The organism is Flavonifractor sp. An82 (genome assembly GCF_002159265.1).
Taxonomy (GTDB): Bacteria; Bacillota; Clostridia; order Oscillospirales; family Oscillospiraceae; genus Flavonifractor.
The window spans coordinates 1-17,421 of the sequence record NZ_NFHG01000001.1; the positions used below are offsets into that span (position 1 = coordinate 1).

The window sequence follows — 17,421 nt, forward strand, 5'->3', positions numbered from 1 at the left end:
CTGGCCGCCGTTTCGATTTTGAGATGCTCAGCGGCTTGATTTTGTGTTGTCTTTTTGCCGCTCCCCCAAATCTAAAATTTCTACTTGACTTTTGTTAGCAGGTCTTTCGGATTTGATTGAAATTGACTGCTCTTTGTTGTGACATCAATATAGCACCAAATATAATCACAGTCAATCAAAAACAATCAATTCGGCACACAAAAAAGTGGGCTTTATTTTGGGCGATCTGCCTAATATAGGGGGTTATTAGCTGGATAAAACAGGGCAAATAGGAAGTGCTTTGATTTGTAATGAGCAAAACCGATCGGCCAAGCGCAAAAAAGGCCGGCAGCCTCTGCTGCCGGCCGGAGTGGTTCAATGGCCCAGGCCCAGGAGAATCGACACAATCCCTGCGGCCAGGAAAATGACTCCCCCCACCTTGGTGGTAATGCTGTGGCGCATGCGACGGAATACGGTTTTCAGCTTGTCAAAGGGGACCAAGAGGAAAACCAGCCCAATGACAAGAAAGAGAATACCCAGAGAGAAGTAAGCAGTCATGACTTCAACCACCGTTTCTTATAAAGTAGTTTCATCTTACCAGTTTCGAGCGGGCATTGCAAGAGGCGCTTGTCTTTCCGGGGAATATCTGATAGGATAGCGGCAAGGATAATCAGGGAAAAGAAAGAGGCCGGAGGGTGCATATGCGGGACTATCTGGGGGCGCTGCGGCGGGCCGCGCTCTTTCGCGGTATGGGAGAGGAAGAGCTGCTGAGGCTGTTGGACTGTATGGGTGGGGCGGTGCGCCGCTATCCCAAGGGGGCGGCAGTGCTCCGGGCGGGGGATCCCGCCACCCACCTCGGGGTGGTACTGGCCGGAAAGGTGCAGGTGAGCCGCATCCGTCCGGACGGACAGCGGATCGTCATGGGGGAGATGGGGCCGGGGCGGCTCTTTGCCGAGTCCTATGCCTGCGCCGAGGCGGAGAGCCTGCCGGTGACGGTGACCGCCTCGGCAGATACGGCGGTCCTGCTGCTGGACTGCCGGCGGCTCTCCCTGCCCTGTGCCGCCGCCTGTCCCGCCCATGGCATATTGATCCAGAACCTGCTGTGGGTGCTGGCGGAGAAAAATCTCTTTTTAAATGGGAAGCTGAATCACCTGTCCGGCCGGACCATCCGGGAGCGGCTGCTGTCCTATCTGGAGGAGGAGGCCGCCCGGACCGGGCGGGCCACGGTGGTGATCCCTTTCGACCGGCAGGCCCTGGCAGACTACCTGTGTGTGGACCGCAGCGCCCTGTCCCGTACCATCGGGCAGCTGCAGCGGGAAGGGGTGCTGGAGGCCGACCGGCGGCGGTTCCACCTGAAGGTGCTGCCGGAGTCCATGAATTAAAAAACCGGGCGTACCGCAGTGGCTGCGGTACGCCCGGTTTTTGTTGCTTAGTTCAAAAAGTCCTTCAGCTTCTTGGAGCGGGAGGGATGGCGCGTCGCCGTCGCGGATTGCAGATCCCTCGCCTCCGCTTATAAGCGAAGGCTCGCTCCTTTCATCGCTCCGGCTCTCCCCACGGGACCCGCTGCGCTGGGCTCCCGCGGGGGCCCCAAAACTGCGCCCTCAAAGAGGAAGTGCCCTGAAAAGCGACTTAGTTCAGGAAGTCTTTCAGCTTCTTGGAACGGGAAGGATGGCGCAGTTTTCTCAGGGCCTTGGCCTCAATCTGGCGGATACGCTCGCGGGTGACCTTGAACTCCTTGCCCACCTCTTCCAGGGTGCGGGTGCGGCCGTCCTCGATGCCGAAGCGCAACTTGAGCACCTTCTCCTCACGCTCGGTAAGGGTGCCCAGCACGGACACCAGCTGCTCCTTCAGCAGAGTGAAGGAGGCGGCCTCGGAGGGCTCGGAGGCATCCTCGTCGGGGATGAAGTCGCCCAGGTGGGAGTCCTCCTCCTCGCCGATGGGGGTCTCCAGGGAGACAGGCTCCTGGGCGATCTTCAGGATCTCCCGCACCTTGTCCACGGGCATGTTCATCTCCTCGGAGATCTCCTCGGGGGTGGGATCGTGGCCCAGCTCCTGGAGCAGCTGACGGGAGACCCGGATGACCTTATTGATGGTCTCCACCATATGGACGGGGATACGGATGGTACGGGCCTGGTCGGCAATGGCACGGGTGATGGCTTGCCGGATCCACCAGGTGGCGTAGGTGGAGAACTTGTAGCCCTTGGTGTAGTCAAACTTCTCCACAGCCTTGATGAGACCCAGATTGCCCTCCTGGATCAGGTCCAGGAACAGCATGCCCCGGCCCACGTAGCGCTTGGCAATAGACACCACCAGACGGAGGTTGGCCTCGGCCAGACGCTGCTTGGCGGCCTCGCCCCGCTTCACCAGGCGGCGCAGCTCCTTAATGTCGTCCTCGGACAGCATGACCTCCTCGCCGGCCTCCTTGGCCCGCTCCATCTCCTCCAGCTGCTCCTTGGCGGCGTCGCCGGCGCCCATATCCTGAGCCAGCTGTACCTCCTCGTCGGGGGTGAGCAGGTTGACCTTGCCGATCTCCTTCAGGTACATCCGCACGGGGTCGTCAATGCCGAAGGAGTCCACCAGGGTGTTGGGGTCCACGATCTCCTCTTCGGGCAGATCCTCGATCTCGTTGAGCTCCTCCAGAGGGGGCATGATATCGTCGGCCAGCTCAGGCAGATAGTCGTCGCCCACGGTGTCGATACCCAGGTTCTCCAGGGTATCGTAGATCTTGTCCATCTGCTCGCTTTCCAGATCCAGATTCTCCAGCACGTCCATCAGTTCGCTGGAGGAGAGCTTGCCGTTCTTCTTGCCGCGCTCAATGAGCTCGGCAAGCTTCTCGGCGCCCTGGACGCCCTCTACCACCTTCATGACCTCGATCTTGCCCTGCTCCATCTTCTTAGCGTTGTCGCGGGCCAGCTTGGCCTGGTCTTCCAGGCTCAGGGTGAGCTCCTTTTTACCGGTGGTCTTCTTTTCACTCATGCGGTTGTCCTCCATATGATTTTTTCTCTCTGAACTTGTCTCGGGCCGCCAGCAGCGGGTCCTGTCCGGCCCCGCCCCGCTTGGCGGCTTCTGTTTCGATGATCTCTATGTAGTCGCGCAGCGCCTGGCTGCTGTTGGAACGGGATTCCGGCTGTTCCAGAATGCCGGTGACGTGGCTCATCTCCTCCGGCGTCAGCGTGCCGGACAGAGCGCCCAGCTGCAAACTCAGCCCCTGGCTGTGCCGCTGCTTGAGCAGCACGTAGAGCTTGGCCAGAAGGGGAGAGGAGAACTGATCCGGCCCCAGGGCTGCGGTCTGCTCCAGCAGATCGTGCTCCAGCAGCAGCAGCCGAATGACACCCTCCTCCGCCCGGGCGGAGCGGATATTTTCATAGCGCAGCTCCCTGGATTTGGGTTGGAGCTGAACGGCGGGGGTCAGGTCTTTTTTGGCCTGGAGCTTTTTGGCCCGCCAAGCCTTGTCCTTCCGATAGCGGGCCACCTCCTGGGCCATGGCTTCGGCGGAGATCCCGCCGGCCGCGGCGGCCTTGTTGCCATAAATCTCCCGCTCAATGGGGCTCTGGAGGGCGGCCACCGTGGCCACCGCGTCCTTCAGATAGGCCAGCCGCCCCTCCTCGGTGGACAGGTCGTGCCTGGATTGCAGGCTGTCCAGCCGGTAGTCGTTCTGGCCGGCGCTGCCGTTGAGACACTTCTCAAAGGCGGCGGGGCCGAACTTTTTGACGAAATCATCCGGGTCCTGCTTGATGGGCTTGCCCTCGGCATCATAGGCGTTGGGCAACTGGAGCACCCGGACGGTGAGATTGGCGTTTTTCAGAATGTTGAGCACCCGGTCGGTGGACTGCTTGCCGGCGGCGTCGTTGTCGTAGCACAGCACCAGCTCCTTGGTGTACCGGGCCAGAATGCGGGCGTGTTCCTCGGTGAGGGCGGTGCCCATGGTGGCCACCACGTTATCAAACCCCGCCTGGTGCAGGGTGATCACGTCGATGTTGCCCTCCACCAGCACCAGATTGGGCCGCTTGGTGTTCTTGGCGAAATTCAGTGCGTAGATGAGCCGTCCTTTTTTAAAGAGGACTGTCTCCGGGGTGTTGAGGTACTTGGCCCCTTCCTCACCGGGCAGCAGGCGGCTGGTGAAGCCCACCACCTCCCCCCGAACGTCGATGACGGGGAGCATGAGGCGGGAGCGGAACTTATCATAGATGCCACCGTTTTTGCCCGCCACCGCCAGACCTGCGTCGATCAGGTCCATCTTGGTGTAGCCCTTGGCAGTCATGGCCTTGGTGAGGGCGTCCCACTGGTCGGGAGCGGCTCCCAGACCAAACCGGGTGGCGGTACGAGAGGAGATCTGCCGCTGGGCGATGTAGTCCCGTACCCGCTGGCCGTTTGGACCGATCAGGTAGTCGTGGTAGAACCGGGCGGCATCCCTGGACAGTTCCAGCAGCCGGGTCCGCTTTTTGCGGTAGGCCTCGTTCTCGCCGCTTTCCGGCACCTCCAGACCCGCCCGCTTGGCCAACAGCTTCACCGCGTCCACAAAGGGCAGGTTCTCGATCTCCATAATGAAGGAGATCACACCGCCTCCCTTGCCACAGCCGAAACAGTGGTAGATCTGCTTGTCAGGGGAGACGGAGAAGGAGGGGGTCTTTTCGTTGTGAAAGGGGCACAGCCCCCACAGATTGTTTCCCTTTTTGGTGAGGGAGACATAGGAGGAGACCACGTCGGCAATGTCGCTGCGGGACACCAGATCGTCGATGAATTGTTCTGGTATGGCCACTGAGGTCCTCCTTCCGACTATGTTTTCCAATCCATGCCATTTTCATACAAGGATAACTGTAAAGCTATATTGCCTTACTAATTTATGGCCCGATATGAGGGCGGGCAAAATGGCGAAGTGCTCAAAATCCTTGTATTCCAGCATACATAAAGTGAGTTTACTTTACACTCCAGGACTTGGGGATGAAAGCGTCGCCGAACTGCTCCACGGCGTATTTGTCCGTCATGCCCGAAATGTAGTCGCAGACGGCACGCTCCACGCCCTCCTCCACCCGGATATCCTGGTACTCGGGGGGCAGCTTGTCCGGGTCTTTCACATAGTACTCAAACAGGCGGCGGATCATATCCTGTGCTTTGCCCTCCTCGCCCTTGGCCACCGGGCTGCGGTAGACATACTCGAACATGAATTCCCGCAATTCGTGCATGGCGTCCCGGCAGGCGGGGGACTGGACGATGTCGTTCTTGCCGGCGGACTGGGTGATGATGTCCACCGTCAGGGTATTGATCCGCTCAGAGTGGGTGAAGCCCAGCACCTGGGAGACCGACAGGGGCAGGTCCATGGGGTAGATGATCTTGCCCCGCATGGCGTCGTCAATGTCGTGGTTGATGTAGGCGATCTTGTCGGCCAGCCGCAGCAGGCGTCCCTCCAGAGTCTCGGCCTGGTCGGGGCCGGTGTGGCAGAGGATGCCCCGGCGGACCTCATAGGTCAGGTTAAGCCCCTCGCCGTCCCGCTCCAGCCGGTCCGCCACCCGCAGGGACTGCTGGTTGTGGGCAAAGCCGCCGGGCATGATCTCGTTGAGCACTCGCTCTCCAGCGTGGCCGAAGGGGGTGTGGCCCAGGTCGTGGCCGTAGGCCGCCGCCTCGGCCAGATCCTCGTTGAGGCGCAGGCCCCGGGCGATGGTGCGGGCAATGCGGCTGACCTCAATGGTGTGGGTCATCCGGGTGCGGTAGTGGTCCCCCTCCGGCTCCAGAAAGACCTGGGTCTTGTGCTTGAGCCGCCGGAAGGCCTTGGAATGGACGATCCGGTCGATGTCCCGCTGAAAGCAGGTCCGGGTGGGGCAGGGCTCCAGAGGAATTTGACGACCCTTGGAGCGGGCGGACAGGCAGGCATAGGGGGAGAGCAGGGCCGCCTCGGCGGCCTCGGTCTGTTCACGCAGTACCATGGACGCTCACCAGCCTCTCAGCAAATTTCAGCCTTTACCCTATATACGCCGCCGGACTTGAAAAACCCTTCTTTTTTTGCGAATTTTCTGTTGTGCTTAGAAATTGCCGCGGGAAGAATAGCTTGATTCGTCAGTTTGCTGCACCGGTGAGCAGGGCCAGCAGGTCGGCAGGGGAGGAGAGGATGCGCTGGGCGCCCTGCTGGAGGAGGAAGTTGGTGTCCCGGAAGCCCCAGCTTACCGAAAGACAGGGCAGGCCGGCGTTGCGGGCGGTTTCAATGTCCACCTCTGAGTCTCCCACATAGACTGCCCCCTGGGCGTCGGCGCCCAGCTCCTCCAGGGCGCGGAACACGGTGTCGGGGGCCGGCTTGCGGGCCACTCCCTGGGACTCGCCGATGGCCACCTTTACCCGGTCGCCGAAGTAGGTCTGGCACAGCCCCTTCACCGCGCCGTCAAACTTGTTGGATACCACCGCCAGCTTGATCCCCGCCTTGTTCAGGCCGTCCAGCAGCTCCAGCACGCCGGCATAGGGGGCGGTGCGGTGTTCCATGTTCAGCAGATAGTGGGCCCGGAAGTCGGCCAGACACTGGGCCTCCAGGTCATCAGGGGTGCCCTCCGGCACCGCACGGTGGATGAGCAGCCCCACGCCGTTGCCTACGAAGCGGCGGATCTCGTCCAGGGAGCGGGCAGGCATATTGTGGAGAGCAAGGGCATAGTTGGTGCTGTCACAGAGATCCTGAAGGGTATCCAGCAGGGTGCCGTCCAGGTCGAAGATCACGGTGGAATAGGGGATCATAATAAGCCTCCTTATCAGCAATGGCAGGAAATGCGGGCGGTCTGTAGGACCGCCCGCATCATGGGTCAGTAAAGTCCGTTGGCAGAGAGGATCTGGACCACCTGTCTGGCCCGGTTGGACCAGGCGGCGGCCGCCCCGTGCTCCCGCCGGCGGGCGGCGGGCCAGCCCTGGGGCTCTTCCAGGGCACGGACGCACAGCCGTACAAACTCGCCGGGGCTGTGGGCGGCGTAGATCACGTCGGGGAAGTGCTCCACATGGTCTGGGAAAAACATGGCCACAATGGGCTTGCCGGAGGAGAGATATTCATAGATCCGGCAGGGCACGATGTCGGCGCCGTAGTCGGAGCGGCGCAGCAGGTGGAGGCACACATCAAACCGGGCCAGGTAGTCGGGGATGTCCACCGGCAGCTGGCGGTTCAGCAGACGCACATTGGGCAGGGCCTCCAGGGCGCGCAGCTGGGGATTGTACCGGTCCCGCCGTCCCACGAAGACGAAGGTGCACCGGGGCAGGGCCCGGGCGGCCTGGATGGCCGGGGCCAGATCCGTGTCCTCCCAGATGGTGCCCACAAAGCCCAGCACCGGTCCGGTGAGATCGGCCAGGGGCGGGGGGCACTCAGTGATGGTGCGGGAGAACATGGGGTAGCTCACCCCGTTGGGGACCAGAGCGATGTTGTCGCTGCAGGGAGAGAGGTGGTCCGCCAGCCCCTCCGAGGCGGCAAACACCACATCGGCGGCAAGGGCCAGGTCGCTCTCCCACTCGGGGGGTGTGTCCATCCAGTCCTGGCCGCAGTCATATACCAGGCCGTGGTGGGGAATGGCATCCAGCAGATGGACCTGCTCCGGGGCGGTGCACCACAGCAGGGGCTCCCGAAACCGGTGCACATCCATCAGCTTGAGGATGTGGCGGGCCTGCCGCCGGAAGCGGATCAGACGGAGGAGCCGCTGGTCCTCCCCCGCCTCCGGGACGGGAGGGAGGGCATGGACAGTCAGCCCCGGCCGTACCTTCCGGCCAGGCTTGCGGTAGTCCCAGGAGGGGGGCTCCAGAAATAAAATTTTGGCGTCCTTCAGCCGGGTCATCAGCTGCTGGGTGCGGGTGGGGATGGTGCTCCATGGTTCCGGAGCCAGACATAGGATCTGCTTCAATGGGATTACTCCTTCAAAAGGCGGCGGGCAGTTTCCTGGTTGCGCTCCTCCACCTGGCGCAGGCGCTCCACGCCGCCGGACAGGAAGGCGGAGTCCCCAATGCGGGCGTGGACGGCGTCGATATAGCCGCACAGGGTCTCGGCCGTTACCTGATCCAGGTCGGTGTAGAGGTCCTGGCCGATATAGGAGAGGAAGGAGCTGATTTTCTGGTCGTACACCACACCCACCAGGGGCACGCCCTGCCCGGCGGAGAAGACCAGGGCGTGGAGGCGCATGGAGAGCACCGCCTGCATCCGGGCAAACAGGCCGATGGTGTGGTCGGAGCTGCCGGTGTAGGTCAGGATGTGGTGGGGAGCCTTCATATATTTGGCGGCCAGTCTGGCGGCGTCCACGTCCAGCCGGCGCTCGATGGGAAGGAACACGGGGGTCAGGCCGTACTTCTCATAGGCGTAGTCGGCGGCGGCAGCGAAGATGGGGGCCTTGGCCTCAAAGCCCGGCCAGGGCCGCAGGGCAAAGCCGATATACTTGCCGTTGGGGTCGATGCCCTGGCTCTCCAGAATGCCGTCCACCACCGGCTCGGGGGCAGCGGGCAGAATGACGGTGGGGTCGGCGGAGAGGATGATCTCCGGCCGGGTCACCCCCATGTCGTCCAGCTCCGCCTTGGAGTGGGTATCCCGGAGGGTGATGGCGTCTACGCTCTTCTGGAGGACCTTGGAGGCCCGGCGGCGGTTGGCGGGGGAGTGGATGGGCCCGATGCCGCAGCCGTACATCATGACCTTGTTGCCCAGACGCTTGGCCCAGGAGATGGTGAACAGATAGAACCACAGGGAGCGGTGGCTGGTCACGTCCTGCATCAGGGAGCCGCCGCCGTTGATATACAGCCTGGTCTTGCGCATCCGTCGCAGGAATTTCAGAATATTAAAGGTATAGATGGAGTTGACCCGATAGGTGCGGCGGGTATCCGACGGGCTGCGGGACAGGACCCAGATGGGCAGGTCGGGGTCGATCTGCCGCAGCTCGGCCACGATGGCCTCCAGAATGGCGTCGTCGCCGGCGTTGCCCCGGCCGTAGGCGCCGCACACCAAAGCACCGTCCCGGGGGCCGGCCTTGCGGCTCTGGCGGCGGAGGATGGTCTCATAGATGGTGAGCTGCCGCTGGAGGGTGCTCTCCAGAGAGTAGTCCTCCTTGGCCCGCTGATAGAGCCGCTGCCCCATGTGCCGGCGCAGCTCCGGGTCCTTGGCCAGGGTGATGAGGTGGCGGGAGAGTCCCTCGGCGTCTCCGGCCTCAAAGAGGAAGCCGTGGATGCCGTGCTCGATCAGGTAGGGTACGCCGCCCACCCGGCTGGCCACCGTGGGAAGACCGGCCCGGGCTCCCTCGGTGAGGGAATAGGGGAAGGTTTCGGACAGGGAGGTGAGGGTGTTGATGTCCAGGGCGTTGTAAAAGCTGTCGGTGTCGGAGATCCAGCCGGCAAAGCACACCTGCTCCGTCACCCCCAGCTGATTCACCAGATCCTTCAGCATGCCCATCTGTTCGCCGTCGCCGGCGATGAGCAGCCGCAGGTGGGGGCACTCCTGATGGGCCAGGGCAAAGCCCCGCACAAGAGTGGCAATATCCTTCACCGGGTTGAGGCGGGCGGCGATGCCCACCACCACCGAGTCCTGATCGGCCTTCAGACCCACGCTCTTCCAGTAGGCCTCCCGGTCCAGGGCGGGGGTGCGGGGGGTGAAGTCGATACCGTTGTAGATGGTGAACAGCTTGTCCGGATCAAAGCCCCGGGAGATGAGCAGGTCGGTCATGGCGTCGGACACGCCGATGCGATAGTCCAGGGTTCTGAGGGCTATGGTGTTGATGGTGCCGTAGGTGATGCGGGAGAAGGGGCGGCCCAGATAGTCCAGCCGGTAGTCGGAGTGGACGGTGGTAACCACGGGCAGGCCGGTGGCCTTCCGCAGCAGGGCCCCCATCAGGTTGCCCCGGGCGCCGTGGCAGTGGAGGATCTGGTATCCGCCCTCTATGATCATCTTTTTCAGTTGATTGCGGACCTTCAGCAGGTTGTGTCCAGGCAGCACCACGGTGTGGATGCCCAGCTCACGGGCCTCCTGGGAAAAGGGACCCTCCATAAAACACACCATGGTCACATCAATGGTGCGGGATAAATTCTGAAGCAGCATGTGGACATGGGTCTTGGCTCCGCCGCTGTCACCGCCGGAAATGAGGTGCATGACCTTCATGAAAGCAAAACCTCCAAAGAAAGTACTTGTGTCTTTGTGGGAATCTATGATACAATAACCCGGTATCATTGTACCAAGCGCGACATGAATTTACAACCTCGGAGGCTGCAAAAAGATGATAGACGAAAAGGGAAGACTGTTTGGTAAAATCAACATCGTGGATCTGCTGGTGATCCTGGTGATCGTTATTGCGGCGGCGGTGCTGGGCGTGAAGTTCCTCAAGCCCGGCGGCAGCGGTGCCATCGGCGGCGGTAGCGCCGGCACCCATGTGACCTATACGGTGCTGGTGGAAAATGTTCAGCCTGAAGTGTACGAGAACGTGCAGAAGTATATCCCCTCCACTCTGATGGCTTCCGGCGAGCTGCTGGACGGTCAGGTGACCTCCGTCACTGCCGCTCCCCATGAGGATGTTGTCAGCGTGGATACCACCGACGGCACCGTGGAGCTGCCCGCTGACAAGGACCTGCTGGATCTGACCTTCACGGTGGAGTGCAACGTGTCCAACGCCATCACCACCGAAATCGGTACCCAGGAGGTTCGGGTGGGCAAGAACCACATCGTCAAGACCGACAAGTTTGAGCTGACCGGCGTGGTCACCGACTGCACCTGGGGCGACGAGGCCCAGTAATCAGACCCAACATCAATCAAACAGAGGGGCGGCGGTTTCATACCGCCGTCCTTTTTCCAATCGGAGGAATATGTTATGCCCCAATGGCTGCTGAATATGGACGGCGGGATCCTGCTGTGGCTCCAGGACGTGGTGCGCAACGGGATTCTGGACCCATTCTTTAAAGTTTATACCCAGCTGGGCAACGCCGGCCTGCTGTGGATCGCCCTCTCCCTGGTGCTGCTGTGCATCCCTAAGACCCGGAAGGCGGGCTTTGTCAGTCTCATTGCTATGCTGCTGGGTCTTTTGTGTACCAATGTGGTGCTCAAGCATCTGGTGGGCCGGGAACGGCCCTGGCTGCTGCTGACGGAGCTGGTGCCCCTGGTGACGGAGCACGACCCAAACTCCTTTCCCTCGGGCCACACCTGCGCCGCCTTTGCGGCCGCTTCCGCATGGTGCCGCACCCTGCCCCGCCGCTGGATGAAGGTGGTGGCGGTGGTGATGGCCGCCCTGATGGGCTTCTCCCGGCTCTATGTGGGCGTTCATTTCCCCACGGACGTTGTGGCCGGCATGGCGGTGGGCCTGCTGTGCGGCTGGCTGGCCTGGCTGATCTGGAAGCGGCTGGCCGCCTGGCGGGGCTGGGAGGCGTAGCATGAAGGGGGAAGAACGGGAAGTGGTGCTGCGGGACGGCACCCGCTGCCTGCTGCGCAGTCCCCGGGCCGAGGACGGGGAGGCGGTGCTCCGCCATCTGCGCCGGGTGGCGGCGGAGAGCCCCTTCACTGCCTTTCTGCCCGAGGAGCTTACCGGCACCCTGCGGGAGGAACAGGCCTTCCTCAAACGGCAGCTGACCAGCACCGACCGGCTCATGCTGGGGTGCTTCGTGGGAGACAGGCTCATCGGCCTGGGCGGATTGGGTCCGGCGGCCTCCAACCGCAAGTGCCGCCACCGGGCGGAGATGGGGGTAACCATCCGTCGCCGCTGGTGGGGATTGGGCCTGGGCCGGACTCTGGTGGAGCAGCTGTGCCGGGAGGCCGGTCACATGGGCTATGAGCGGATGGAGCTCCAGGTCATGGAGGACAACCAGCGGGCCATCGCCCTCTATGAGGGGCGGGGATTTGTGCGCTGCGGGCTGCTGCCCGACGCCTACAGAACGGATGGAGGCAGCCAGGCCGCGGTGCTGATGAGCAAAGCGCTGGTATAAGAAAAGGCTCCGGTTCATGGAACCGGAGCCTTTTTGTGATTATTCCGTGGTATAGTTGTCAAAATAACCCTGGATATAGACGATAGGAGTGCCCTTGTCGCCGGAGCCGGAGGTCAGATCGCACAGAGAGCCGATCAGATCGGTGAGGCGGCGGGGGGTGGTGCCCTGAGCGGCCATCTTGCCCACCAGGGAGCCGTCCTTCTTCTTGATCTCGCCCTTGATGGCCTCACGCAGGGCCTCGCCGGACAGGGCGGCAAAGTCGTTGTCGGCCAGGTACTTCAGCTTCAGCTCGTTGGGGGTGCCCTCCAGGCCTGCGGTGTAGGCGGGGGAGACCACCGGATCGGCCAGCTCCCAGATCTTGCCCACGGGGTCCTTGAAGGCGCCGTCGCCGTACACCATGACCTCCACGTGCTTGCCGGTGGCCTTCAGCAGGCGGGCCTGCACGTCCTCCACCAGATCCTGGCAGGGACGGGGGAAGAGCTTCACCTTGTCCTCGGTGGACTTGTTGGAGCCCAGCAGGCCGTACTTCTCATTGTAGCCGCTGCCGTTCACAGGGGCGGTCATGATCTCATCCAGGCAGAAGACCTTCTCGGCACCGGCGGCCACCAGGCGGCGCTTGGTGCGGGCGCGGGTATGGATGTCGCAGGCCAGCACGTTCTTGGTGTAGGACAGGATGGCCCGGGGATCGTTGGCGAAGATGACCTCCACCTCGGCGCCGGACTCCCGGATCAGGTTGGAATAGTAGTCCACATAGTCCACGCCGGTGAAGGGGTGGGTGGTGTAGCCGAACAGCTCCCGGTAGCGCTCCAGGGAGAGCACGTCCTTATAGGGATCGACGCCCTTCTCGTCCATCACGTCCTCGTCGATCAGGTGGTTGCCCACCTCGTCAGAGGGGTAGGACAGCATCAGAACGATCTTCTTGGCGCCCTTGGCAATGCCGCGCAGGCAGATGGCAAAGCGGTTGCGGCTGAGAATGGGGAAAATGACGCCAATGGTCTCTCCGCCCAGCTTGGCCTTCACATCGGCGGCAATATCGTCCACCGAGGCGTAGTTACCCTGGGCGCGGGCCACGATGGCTTCGGTCATAGCGACCACGTCACGGTCACGTACAGAAAACGCGCCGTCTTTGACCGCCTCCAGGACAGACCCGGTGACGATCTCGGCCAGGTCATCTCCGCTGCGGATAATGGGGGCGCGGATACCCATGGATACGGTGCCGACCATCCGGCTCATAGAACAACACTCCTAGATATTTCAATTCACTGCGTCTTTTGCAGCATTCCAATTATACTATAGTTTTATATGGATGTAAAACATTTTTCATGAAACGTGTCATTTATTGGCAGGCGTTCCACCACTGGACGGTGTCCAGGAACCGGGCGGTAAGAGGGGAGAGGAGCTTGCCGCTGCGCACCGCAATCCCGATCTGCCGGCTGCGGGGGTGCTCCAGAGGGATGGCGGCGAAGGACCGGCCGGAGCTCTGGAGCACCAGCTCGGGCATGATGCTCACCCCCAGCCCCTGCTCCACCATGGACAGGATGGCAAAGTCGTCGTTGACGGTGTACTGAAGATTGGGGTGGATGCCCTCCTGCTGAAAAATAAGGTCGATCTCCACGTCCCGCTCCTCACTGATGCGGATGTAGGGGTCCTGGGTGAAGCGCTCCATGGGGTAGCAGGGGGCGTGCGCCAGAGGATGGTCCGGGGGGAGCACCGCCATCAGCCGGTCCTGCCGCAGGGCCACGGTATCCAGACCCTCCCCGGCGGGCAGGCCCAGGAAGCCGCAGTCCACCGCCCCCTGGCGTACCATGTCCTCGATCTCGGCAAATTCCCAGCTGCTCACCAGTTCAAAGTGGATGCCGGGGTAGCGCTGGAGAAATTCCTTCATGATGGAGGGCAGCCAGTGGATGGACACGCTGGTGAAGGTGCCCACCCGCAGGGTGCCCCGGGTGAGCCCGTGGAGGTCGGCCACCTGCTCCTCCAGCTCCTTGTGGGCGGTGCAGACCGAGCGCAGGTAGGGGAGAAGGGTCTCTCCCGCCGGGCTGAGACGGACGCCGCCCCGGCCCCTCACCAGCAGCTCCATGTCCCACTCCAGCTCCAGGGCGGCGATCATCCGGCTGGCCGCCGACTGGGTGTAGCCCAGGGCCTCCGCCGCCTTGGTGATGCCCCCCAGCTCCACGGTTTTCAGCAGGATCTGATACTTGATCAGGCTCATAGATATCATTCCTTTTAGTCATATATTATATGAAAAAGATTCGTTTGAATCATGGTGAACTCTATTGTATACTATAGCCAGAAGGAAGGCAAGAGCGTTACGACAGAAAGGAGCGAGTTCCATGAAGAAGAACAACATGATGGTGATGGATCGGAAGCACAACGGCTATGAGCTGATGGGGAAGGGTATGTCGGTAAACGTCATGCGGACCTATTGGAAGGGAAGCCCCTGGAAAGCGCTCCAGGTCTGTGTCCGCGGTGCGGAAATCTGATCTCTGCTTCGGTTGGGGAGAACCGATAAGGCCCGGGGGGCCTGCCATAGTGCAGGCCCCCTGGGCGGTTTTTATGGGGACAGGTCATCCGGTTGGGGGAAGGGGTAGGTCTTGCCGGCCATGGTGATGGATTCCACCTGGCTCAGGTCAAAGGCCTGGAGGGGGGTAAAGCGGTAGCGCCGGATTCCGTCCTCGCTGGCATCGGGGTAGGGCTCCTCGGCAGAGAGCCAGGTCCCGGCATAGGGGCTGGGGATCTGGCGGATCAGTTCCGAAGTGCCGTCCCGGTAGTTCAGCCGGGCGTCTGCCAACGTTTCCTCCACGCTGACTGACCAGCTGCCGCCGAACATCCTCCGGACCAGATAGCCCTCCAGCTGGGGAGGCAGCGGTGTGTCGGACTGCTCCTCCAGCTCCAGCAGTACCTCCGCGCCCGAGACGGCGGTCCACTCCTCCAGAGTGGGAGTGGTCATCTCCAGTTCGATATAGCCTGCGCAGATGGAGATTTGATCAATGGTGCCCTCCTGGGTGTACTGGGAAAACGCTGGCATGTCAGGCCGCAGGCCCCAGGCCTCCTTCAGCTGACGGGTGGTGTTGACCACCGTAATATCCGCCGGACAGGTGAGGGCCTGGCTCTCGGTCACCGGGACAGTCACCGGGCCATAGGCGGCGATGGGTTTGAGGTCATGACAAAGATTCATGCTCACCTCCACCTGCTCCAGCGACTTGTCCTCCAGGGTCATGGATACCTTGACCAGGGAGGTACGGGTGTCCGGGTCGTAGCCGGCCTGTTCCAGATGGAGGGCGGTGCATCCGTCCAATCCGCCCCGGGGACCCCACTCCCATTCCGGGGAAGTGCCTGCGGCGGCCTCTTCGGGCACGGGAGAGACTGCGACATAGGCGTAAAGCCGGCTGCCGCTGCACATGGTGGCCACCAGGGTGGCCTGGGGCGCTGTCTCAGTCCCTGTTTGCAGGGGATTATCATATTCCGTCCATTCCCGGATGGGGTCATCCTGGGACACCCCCATATCCGCCCGGGCCGCGTCCCGCAGGGTGAACACCACCGCGAAGGCGGTGAGGCAGCACAGGGAGAGCAGGAGGGCGGCCACCAGCAGGCCCCGGGAAAAGAACCGCTTCCGTTGGCGGGCGGCCTGGGGCCTGTTCCCGCCCGTTTCTTCACAGATGTGTTTCATGGTCAGCTCCTTGATCCTGACAGGGGAGAGAGGGGTGTCGCCCTTTAGGTCCACACGGTCCTCCCTATAGTGGTCCAGCAGATCGGAGATGCTGCGCTTCATTCCAGGGCGCCCCCTTTCATCAGTGCTTCTTTCAATTTCATGCGCCCCCGTCTCAGTTTGGATTTTACGGTGGACTCGTTGAGGGACATGGTGAGAGAGATTTCCTTGACCGGTTGGGTGTAATAGTAGTGGCGGAGAAAGATTTCCCGCTCATCCTCCGGCAGGGCATCTACCGCCCGGCGGACCAGCTCCTGCTCCTCGGCCTGCTCCAGCCGGGTGATGGGATCGCTGAGACCGGGCAGGTCCAGAAGGTCCTCCTCCAGTGGCAAGCTGCGGCCCCGTTGGCGCAGCTTGTTTTTGGCCTTGTTCCGGGCCACCGCCCCCAGCCAGCTCTTGATATGGCCGCACTCCAGGTCGGCGGCCTGGTTCCAGGCTGCCAGAAACACGTCGGAGACCACCTCCTCCGCGTCCTCCGGAGCCATGGAGCCCCGGAGGATATTCCACACGATGACCGACACATAGGGCAGGTAGGCATGCATCAGAAGCTCCAGCCCCTTTGGATCGCCTCGTTTCAGTTTTTCCAGCAGGATTGCGTCTCTCATAACCGGCCCCCAACAGATTGAAAGCTGCTTTCACCAATCATATCACAGGAAAGGAGCGTCAGGTTGCACCTGAACGGGGATTTTTTCTGCGGGGAAAAAGAAAACCGACGATCTTGCGATCGTCGGTTTTATGGAGGCGACACCCAGATTCGAACTGGGGGTGGAGCTTTTGCAGAACATAACCTTCAATCTGCAACCCTTACTCTTGCAATGACTACCGCATATTTAATTTAATTATTACACCAATTACTGCACCAATTTTGCAAAAATCGAAACTGTTTTTTTGATAAAACGGTTATAAATTTTGATGCAGAAATTGACTTGCATGTTTTTGTGTGATATATATATGATATCTGAAAAAGAGGTGATTATGTTGAAATATGTGGCTGTTGTGATATTGTTCATTATAGTGATTTTTATGTTTGTGTCAAGCAACGATGAACAATCTGCATTTGAAGATCAAATGAGAAGATCTCCATCTACGTGGACCCAGAGAGAAATTGATCGTTATGAAGGGTTCATGGATTGGATGGCTAAAAACTAAAAAATAGGCCTGCAAAAGCAGGCCTATTTTTTATATGTCTATATCTTTGTTGATGTTGGCTTCAATCCATTCTTTGAGCTGATCTTTTGGGAAATAGTATCTTCCGTTGATTCTTATTGTTGGGAATCCATTTAGCTTAACTAGCTTATATACCAGCTCACTTTTTATTCCAAATATTTTTTTTAAATCGCTAACCTTATATAGTAGTTTGGCATCATCCTGTTGATCCAAATCCACCGTCTCTCACCCCATCTGCATCGTCGTCATCAGTCAAAAAGTATTGTAAGATAATACCTTGCATGAACGCTTCACCTTTTTTGATGAAAACGTCCTGATTTCCGTTGTTATATAATTTGGCAAACATATGGCCTTCGTTGCTAGATCCATAGTAATCACTATCGATGATTCCAACGGTGTTATTAAGCATAAGCCGGTACTTAAAACCAAGGCCACTTCTAGGGAAGCATGCTAATAGCTTGTCTTGGTCGAGAGCAACTCTAATTCCAGTAGGAATTTTGATTTCTTCTCCTGGGGCAAGACAGATATCGCACGGAGCAAAGAAGTCGTATCCACCGGAGCCAGTAGTTGCCCGCTTGGGCAACTTAATGGCTTCGTATTCTTCTCGCAAATCCACGTCTCCGCCGACGGCAGCGGCATACTGTTCATAACTAACTTTGCTAAACTTCTTCAAT

18 protein-coding genes are annotated in these 17,421 nt (G+C 60.5%); 5 read left to right on the forward strand and 13 right to left on the reverse strand.

Annotation, left to right across the window (positions count from 1 at the left end; translation table 11 throughout):
- Positions 1–354 precede the first annotated feature (354 nt).
- A complete protein-coding gene (locus tag B5G34_RS00005) occupies positions 355–537 on the reverse strand; it encodes a hypothetical protein (protein ID WP_087333362.1) in 183 nt (60 codons plus the stop codon).
- 143 nt (positions 538–680) lie between these two features.
- Between B5G34_RS00005 and B5G34_RS00010 the strand changes: the two genes are divergently transcribed.
- A complete protein-coding gene (locus B5G34_RS00010) occupies positions 681–1,361 on the forward strand; it encodes a Crp/Fnr family transcriptional regulator (protein ID WP_087333364.1) in 681 nt (226 codons plus the stop codon).
- 247 nt (positions 1,362–1,608) lie between these two features.
- On the opposite strand, the gene rpoD is transcribed toward B5G34_RS00010, so the two are convergent.
- The 6 genes from rpoD to csaB form a co-directional block, all read right to left on the reverse strand.
- A complete protein-coding gene (gene rpoD, locus B5G34_RS00015) occupies positions 1,609–2,955 on the reverse strand; it encodes an RNA polymerase sigma factor RpoD (RefSeq protein ID WP_242956717.1) in 1,347 nt (448 codons plus the stop codon).
- Positions 2,948–4,738 (reverse strand): DNA primase, encoded by a 1,791-nt coding sequence (gene dnaG, locus B5G34_RS00020; protein WP_087333368.1) that lies wholly within the window; start codon positions 4,736–4,738, stop codon positions 2,948–2,950. The genes rpoD and dnaG overlap by 8 nt, the downstream gene beginning before the upstream one ends.
- A 157-nt stretch (positions 4,739–4,895) precedes the next feature.
- On the reverse strand, positions 4,896–5,900 hold the full coding sequence (locus B5G34_RS00025) for a deoxyguanosinetriphosphate triphosphohydrolase (protein ID WP_087333370.1): 1,005 nt from the start codon (positions 5,898–5,900) through the stop codon (positions 4,896–4,898).
- A gap of 130 nt (positions 5,901–6,030) precedes the next feature.
- The gene (locus tag B5G34_RS00030) at positions 6,031–6,693 is read right to left on the reverse strand and encodes an HAD-IA family hydrolase (RefSeq protein ID WP_087333373.1); all 663 of its coding nucleotides are present in this window, start codon (positions 6,691–6,693) and stop codon (positions 6,031–6,033) included.
- Between the two features lie 65 nt (positions 6,694–6,758).
- Positions 6,759–7,835: a glycosyltransferase gene (locus tag B5G34_RS00035; RefSeq protein ID WP_242956719.1), complete on the reverse strand. Its 1,077-nt coding sequence runs from the start codon at positions 7,833–7,835 to the stop codon at positions 6,759–6,761.
- Positions 7,836–7,840: 5 nt separating this feature from the next.
- A complete protein-coding gene (gene csaB / locus B5G34_RS00040) occupies positions 7,841–10,063 on the reverse strand; it encodes a polysaccharide pyruvyl transferase CsaB (protein WP_087333375.1) in 2,223 nt (740 codons plus the stop codon).
- A 115-nt stretch (positions 10,064–10,178) separates the two neighbouring features.
- Here csaB and B5G34_RS00045 point away from each other — a divergent pair, with 115 nt between their 5' ends.
- The 3 genes from B5G34_RS00045 to B5G34_RS00055 all read left to right on the forward strand — a co-directional run bounded on the left by B5G34_RS00045 (position 10,179) and on the right by B5G34_RS00055 (position 11,871).
- The gene (locus tag B5G34_RS00045) at positions 10,179–10,691 is read left to right on the forward strand and encodes a DUF4330 domain-containing protein (protein ID WP_087333376.1); all 513 of its coding nucleotides are present in this window, start codon (positions 10,179–10,181) and stop codon (positions 10,689–10,691) included.
- Between the two features lie 75 nt (positions 10,692–10,766).
- Positions 10,767–11,321, forward strand: a complete 555-nt coding sequence (locus tag B5G34_RS00050) for a phosphatase PAP2 family protein (protein ID WP_087333378.1) — start codon at positions 10,767–10,769, stop codon at positions 11,319–11,321.
- A gap of 1 nt (position 11,322) precedes the next feature.
- The gene (locus B5G34_RS00055; protein ID WP_087333380.1) at positions 11,323–11,871 is read left to right on the forward strand and encodes a GNAT family N-acetyltransferase; all 549 of its coding nucleotides are present in this window, start codon (positions 11,323–11,325) and stop codon (positions 11,869–11,871) included.
- Positions 11,872–11,910: 39 nt separating this feature from the next.
- Here B5G34_RS00055 and B5G34_RS00060 read toward each other — a convergent pair whose 3' ends face one another.
- Positions 11,911–13,104 carry a coenzyme F420-0:L-glutamate ligase gene (locus B5G34_RS00060; RefSeq protein WP_087333382.1) on the reverse strand — a complete coding sequence of 398 codons (1,194 nt, stop codon included), beginning with the start codon at positions 13,102–13,104 and terminating at the stop codon, positions 11,911–11,913.
- Between the two features lie 103 nt (positions 13,105–13,207).
- Positions 13,208–14,083 (reverse strand): LysR family transcriptional regulator, encoded by an 876-nt coding sequence (locus B5G34_RS00065; RefSeq protein WP_242956721.1) that lies wholly within the window; start codon positions 14,081–14,083, stop codon positions 13,208–13,210.
- Between the two features lie 121 nt (positions 14,084–14,204).
- Between B5G34_RS00065 and B5G34_RS18595 the strand changes: the two genes are divergently transcribed.
- A complete protein-coding gene (locus tag B5G34_RS18595) occupies positions 14,205–14,354 on the forward strand; it encodes a hypothetical protein (RefSeq protein WP_162609375.1) in 150 nt (49 codons plus the stop codon).
- A gap of 71 nt (positions 14,355–14,425) precedes the next feature.
- Here the strand turns inward: B5G34_RS18595 and B5G34_RS00070 are convergent, their stop codons facing one another.
- The 4 genes from B5G34_RS00070 to B5G34_RS00090 form a co-directional block, all read right to left on the reverse strand.
- Positions 14,426–15,643, reverse strand: coding sequence for a hypothetical protein (locus tag B5G34_RS00070; protein ID WP_087333386.1), 1,218 nt, complete (start codon positions 15,641–15,643; stop codon positions 14,426–14,428).
- A complete protein-coding gene (locus B5G34_RS00075; protein ID WP_087333388.1) occupies positions 15,640–16,185 on the reverse strand; it encodes an RNA polymerase sigma factor in 546 nt (181 codons plus the stop codon). The genes B5G34_RS00070 and B5G34_RS00075 overlap by 4 nt, the downstream gene beginning before the upstream one ends.
- Positions 16,186–16,759: 574 nt before the next feature.
- A complete protein-coding gene (locus B5G34_RS00085) occupies positions 16,760–16,960 on the reverse strand; it encodes a helix-turn-helix domain-containing protein (protein ID WP_162609376.1) in 201 nt (66 codons plus the stop codon).
- Complete coding sequence (locus B5G34_RS00090) at positions 16,944–17,420, reverse strand: deoxyuridine 5'-triphosphate nucleotidohydrolase (protein WP_343286542.1); 477 nt, start codon at positions 17,418–17,420, stop codon at positions 16,944–16,946. The genes B5G34_RS00085 and B5G34_RS00090 overlap by 17 nt, the downstream gene beginning before the upstream one ends.
- Position 17,421 lies beyond the last annotated feature (1 nt).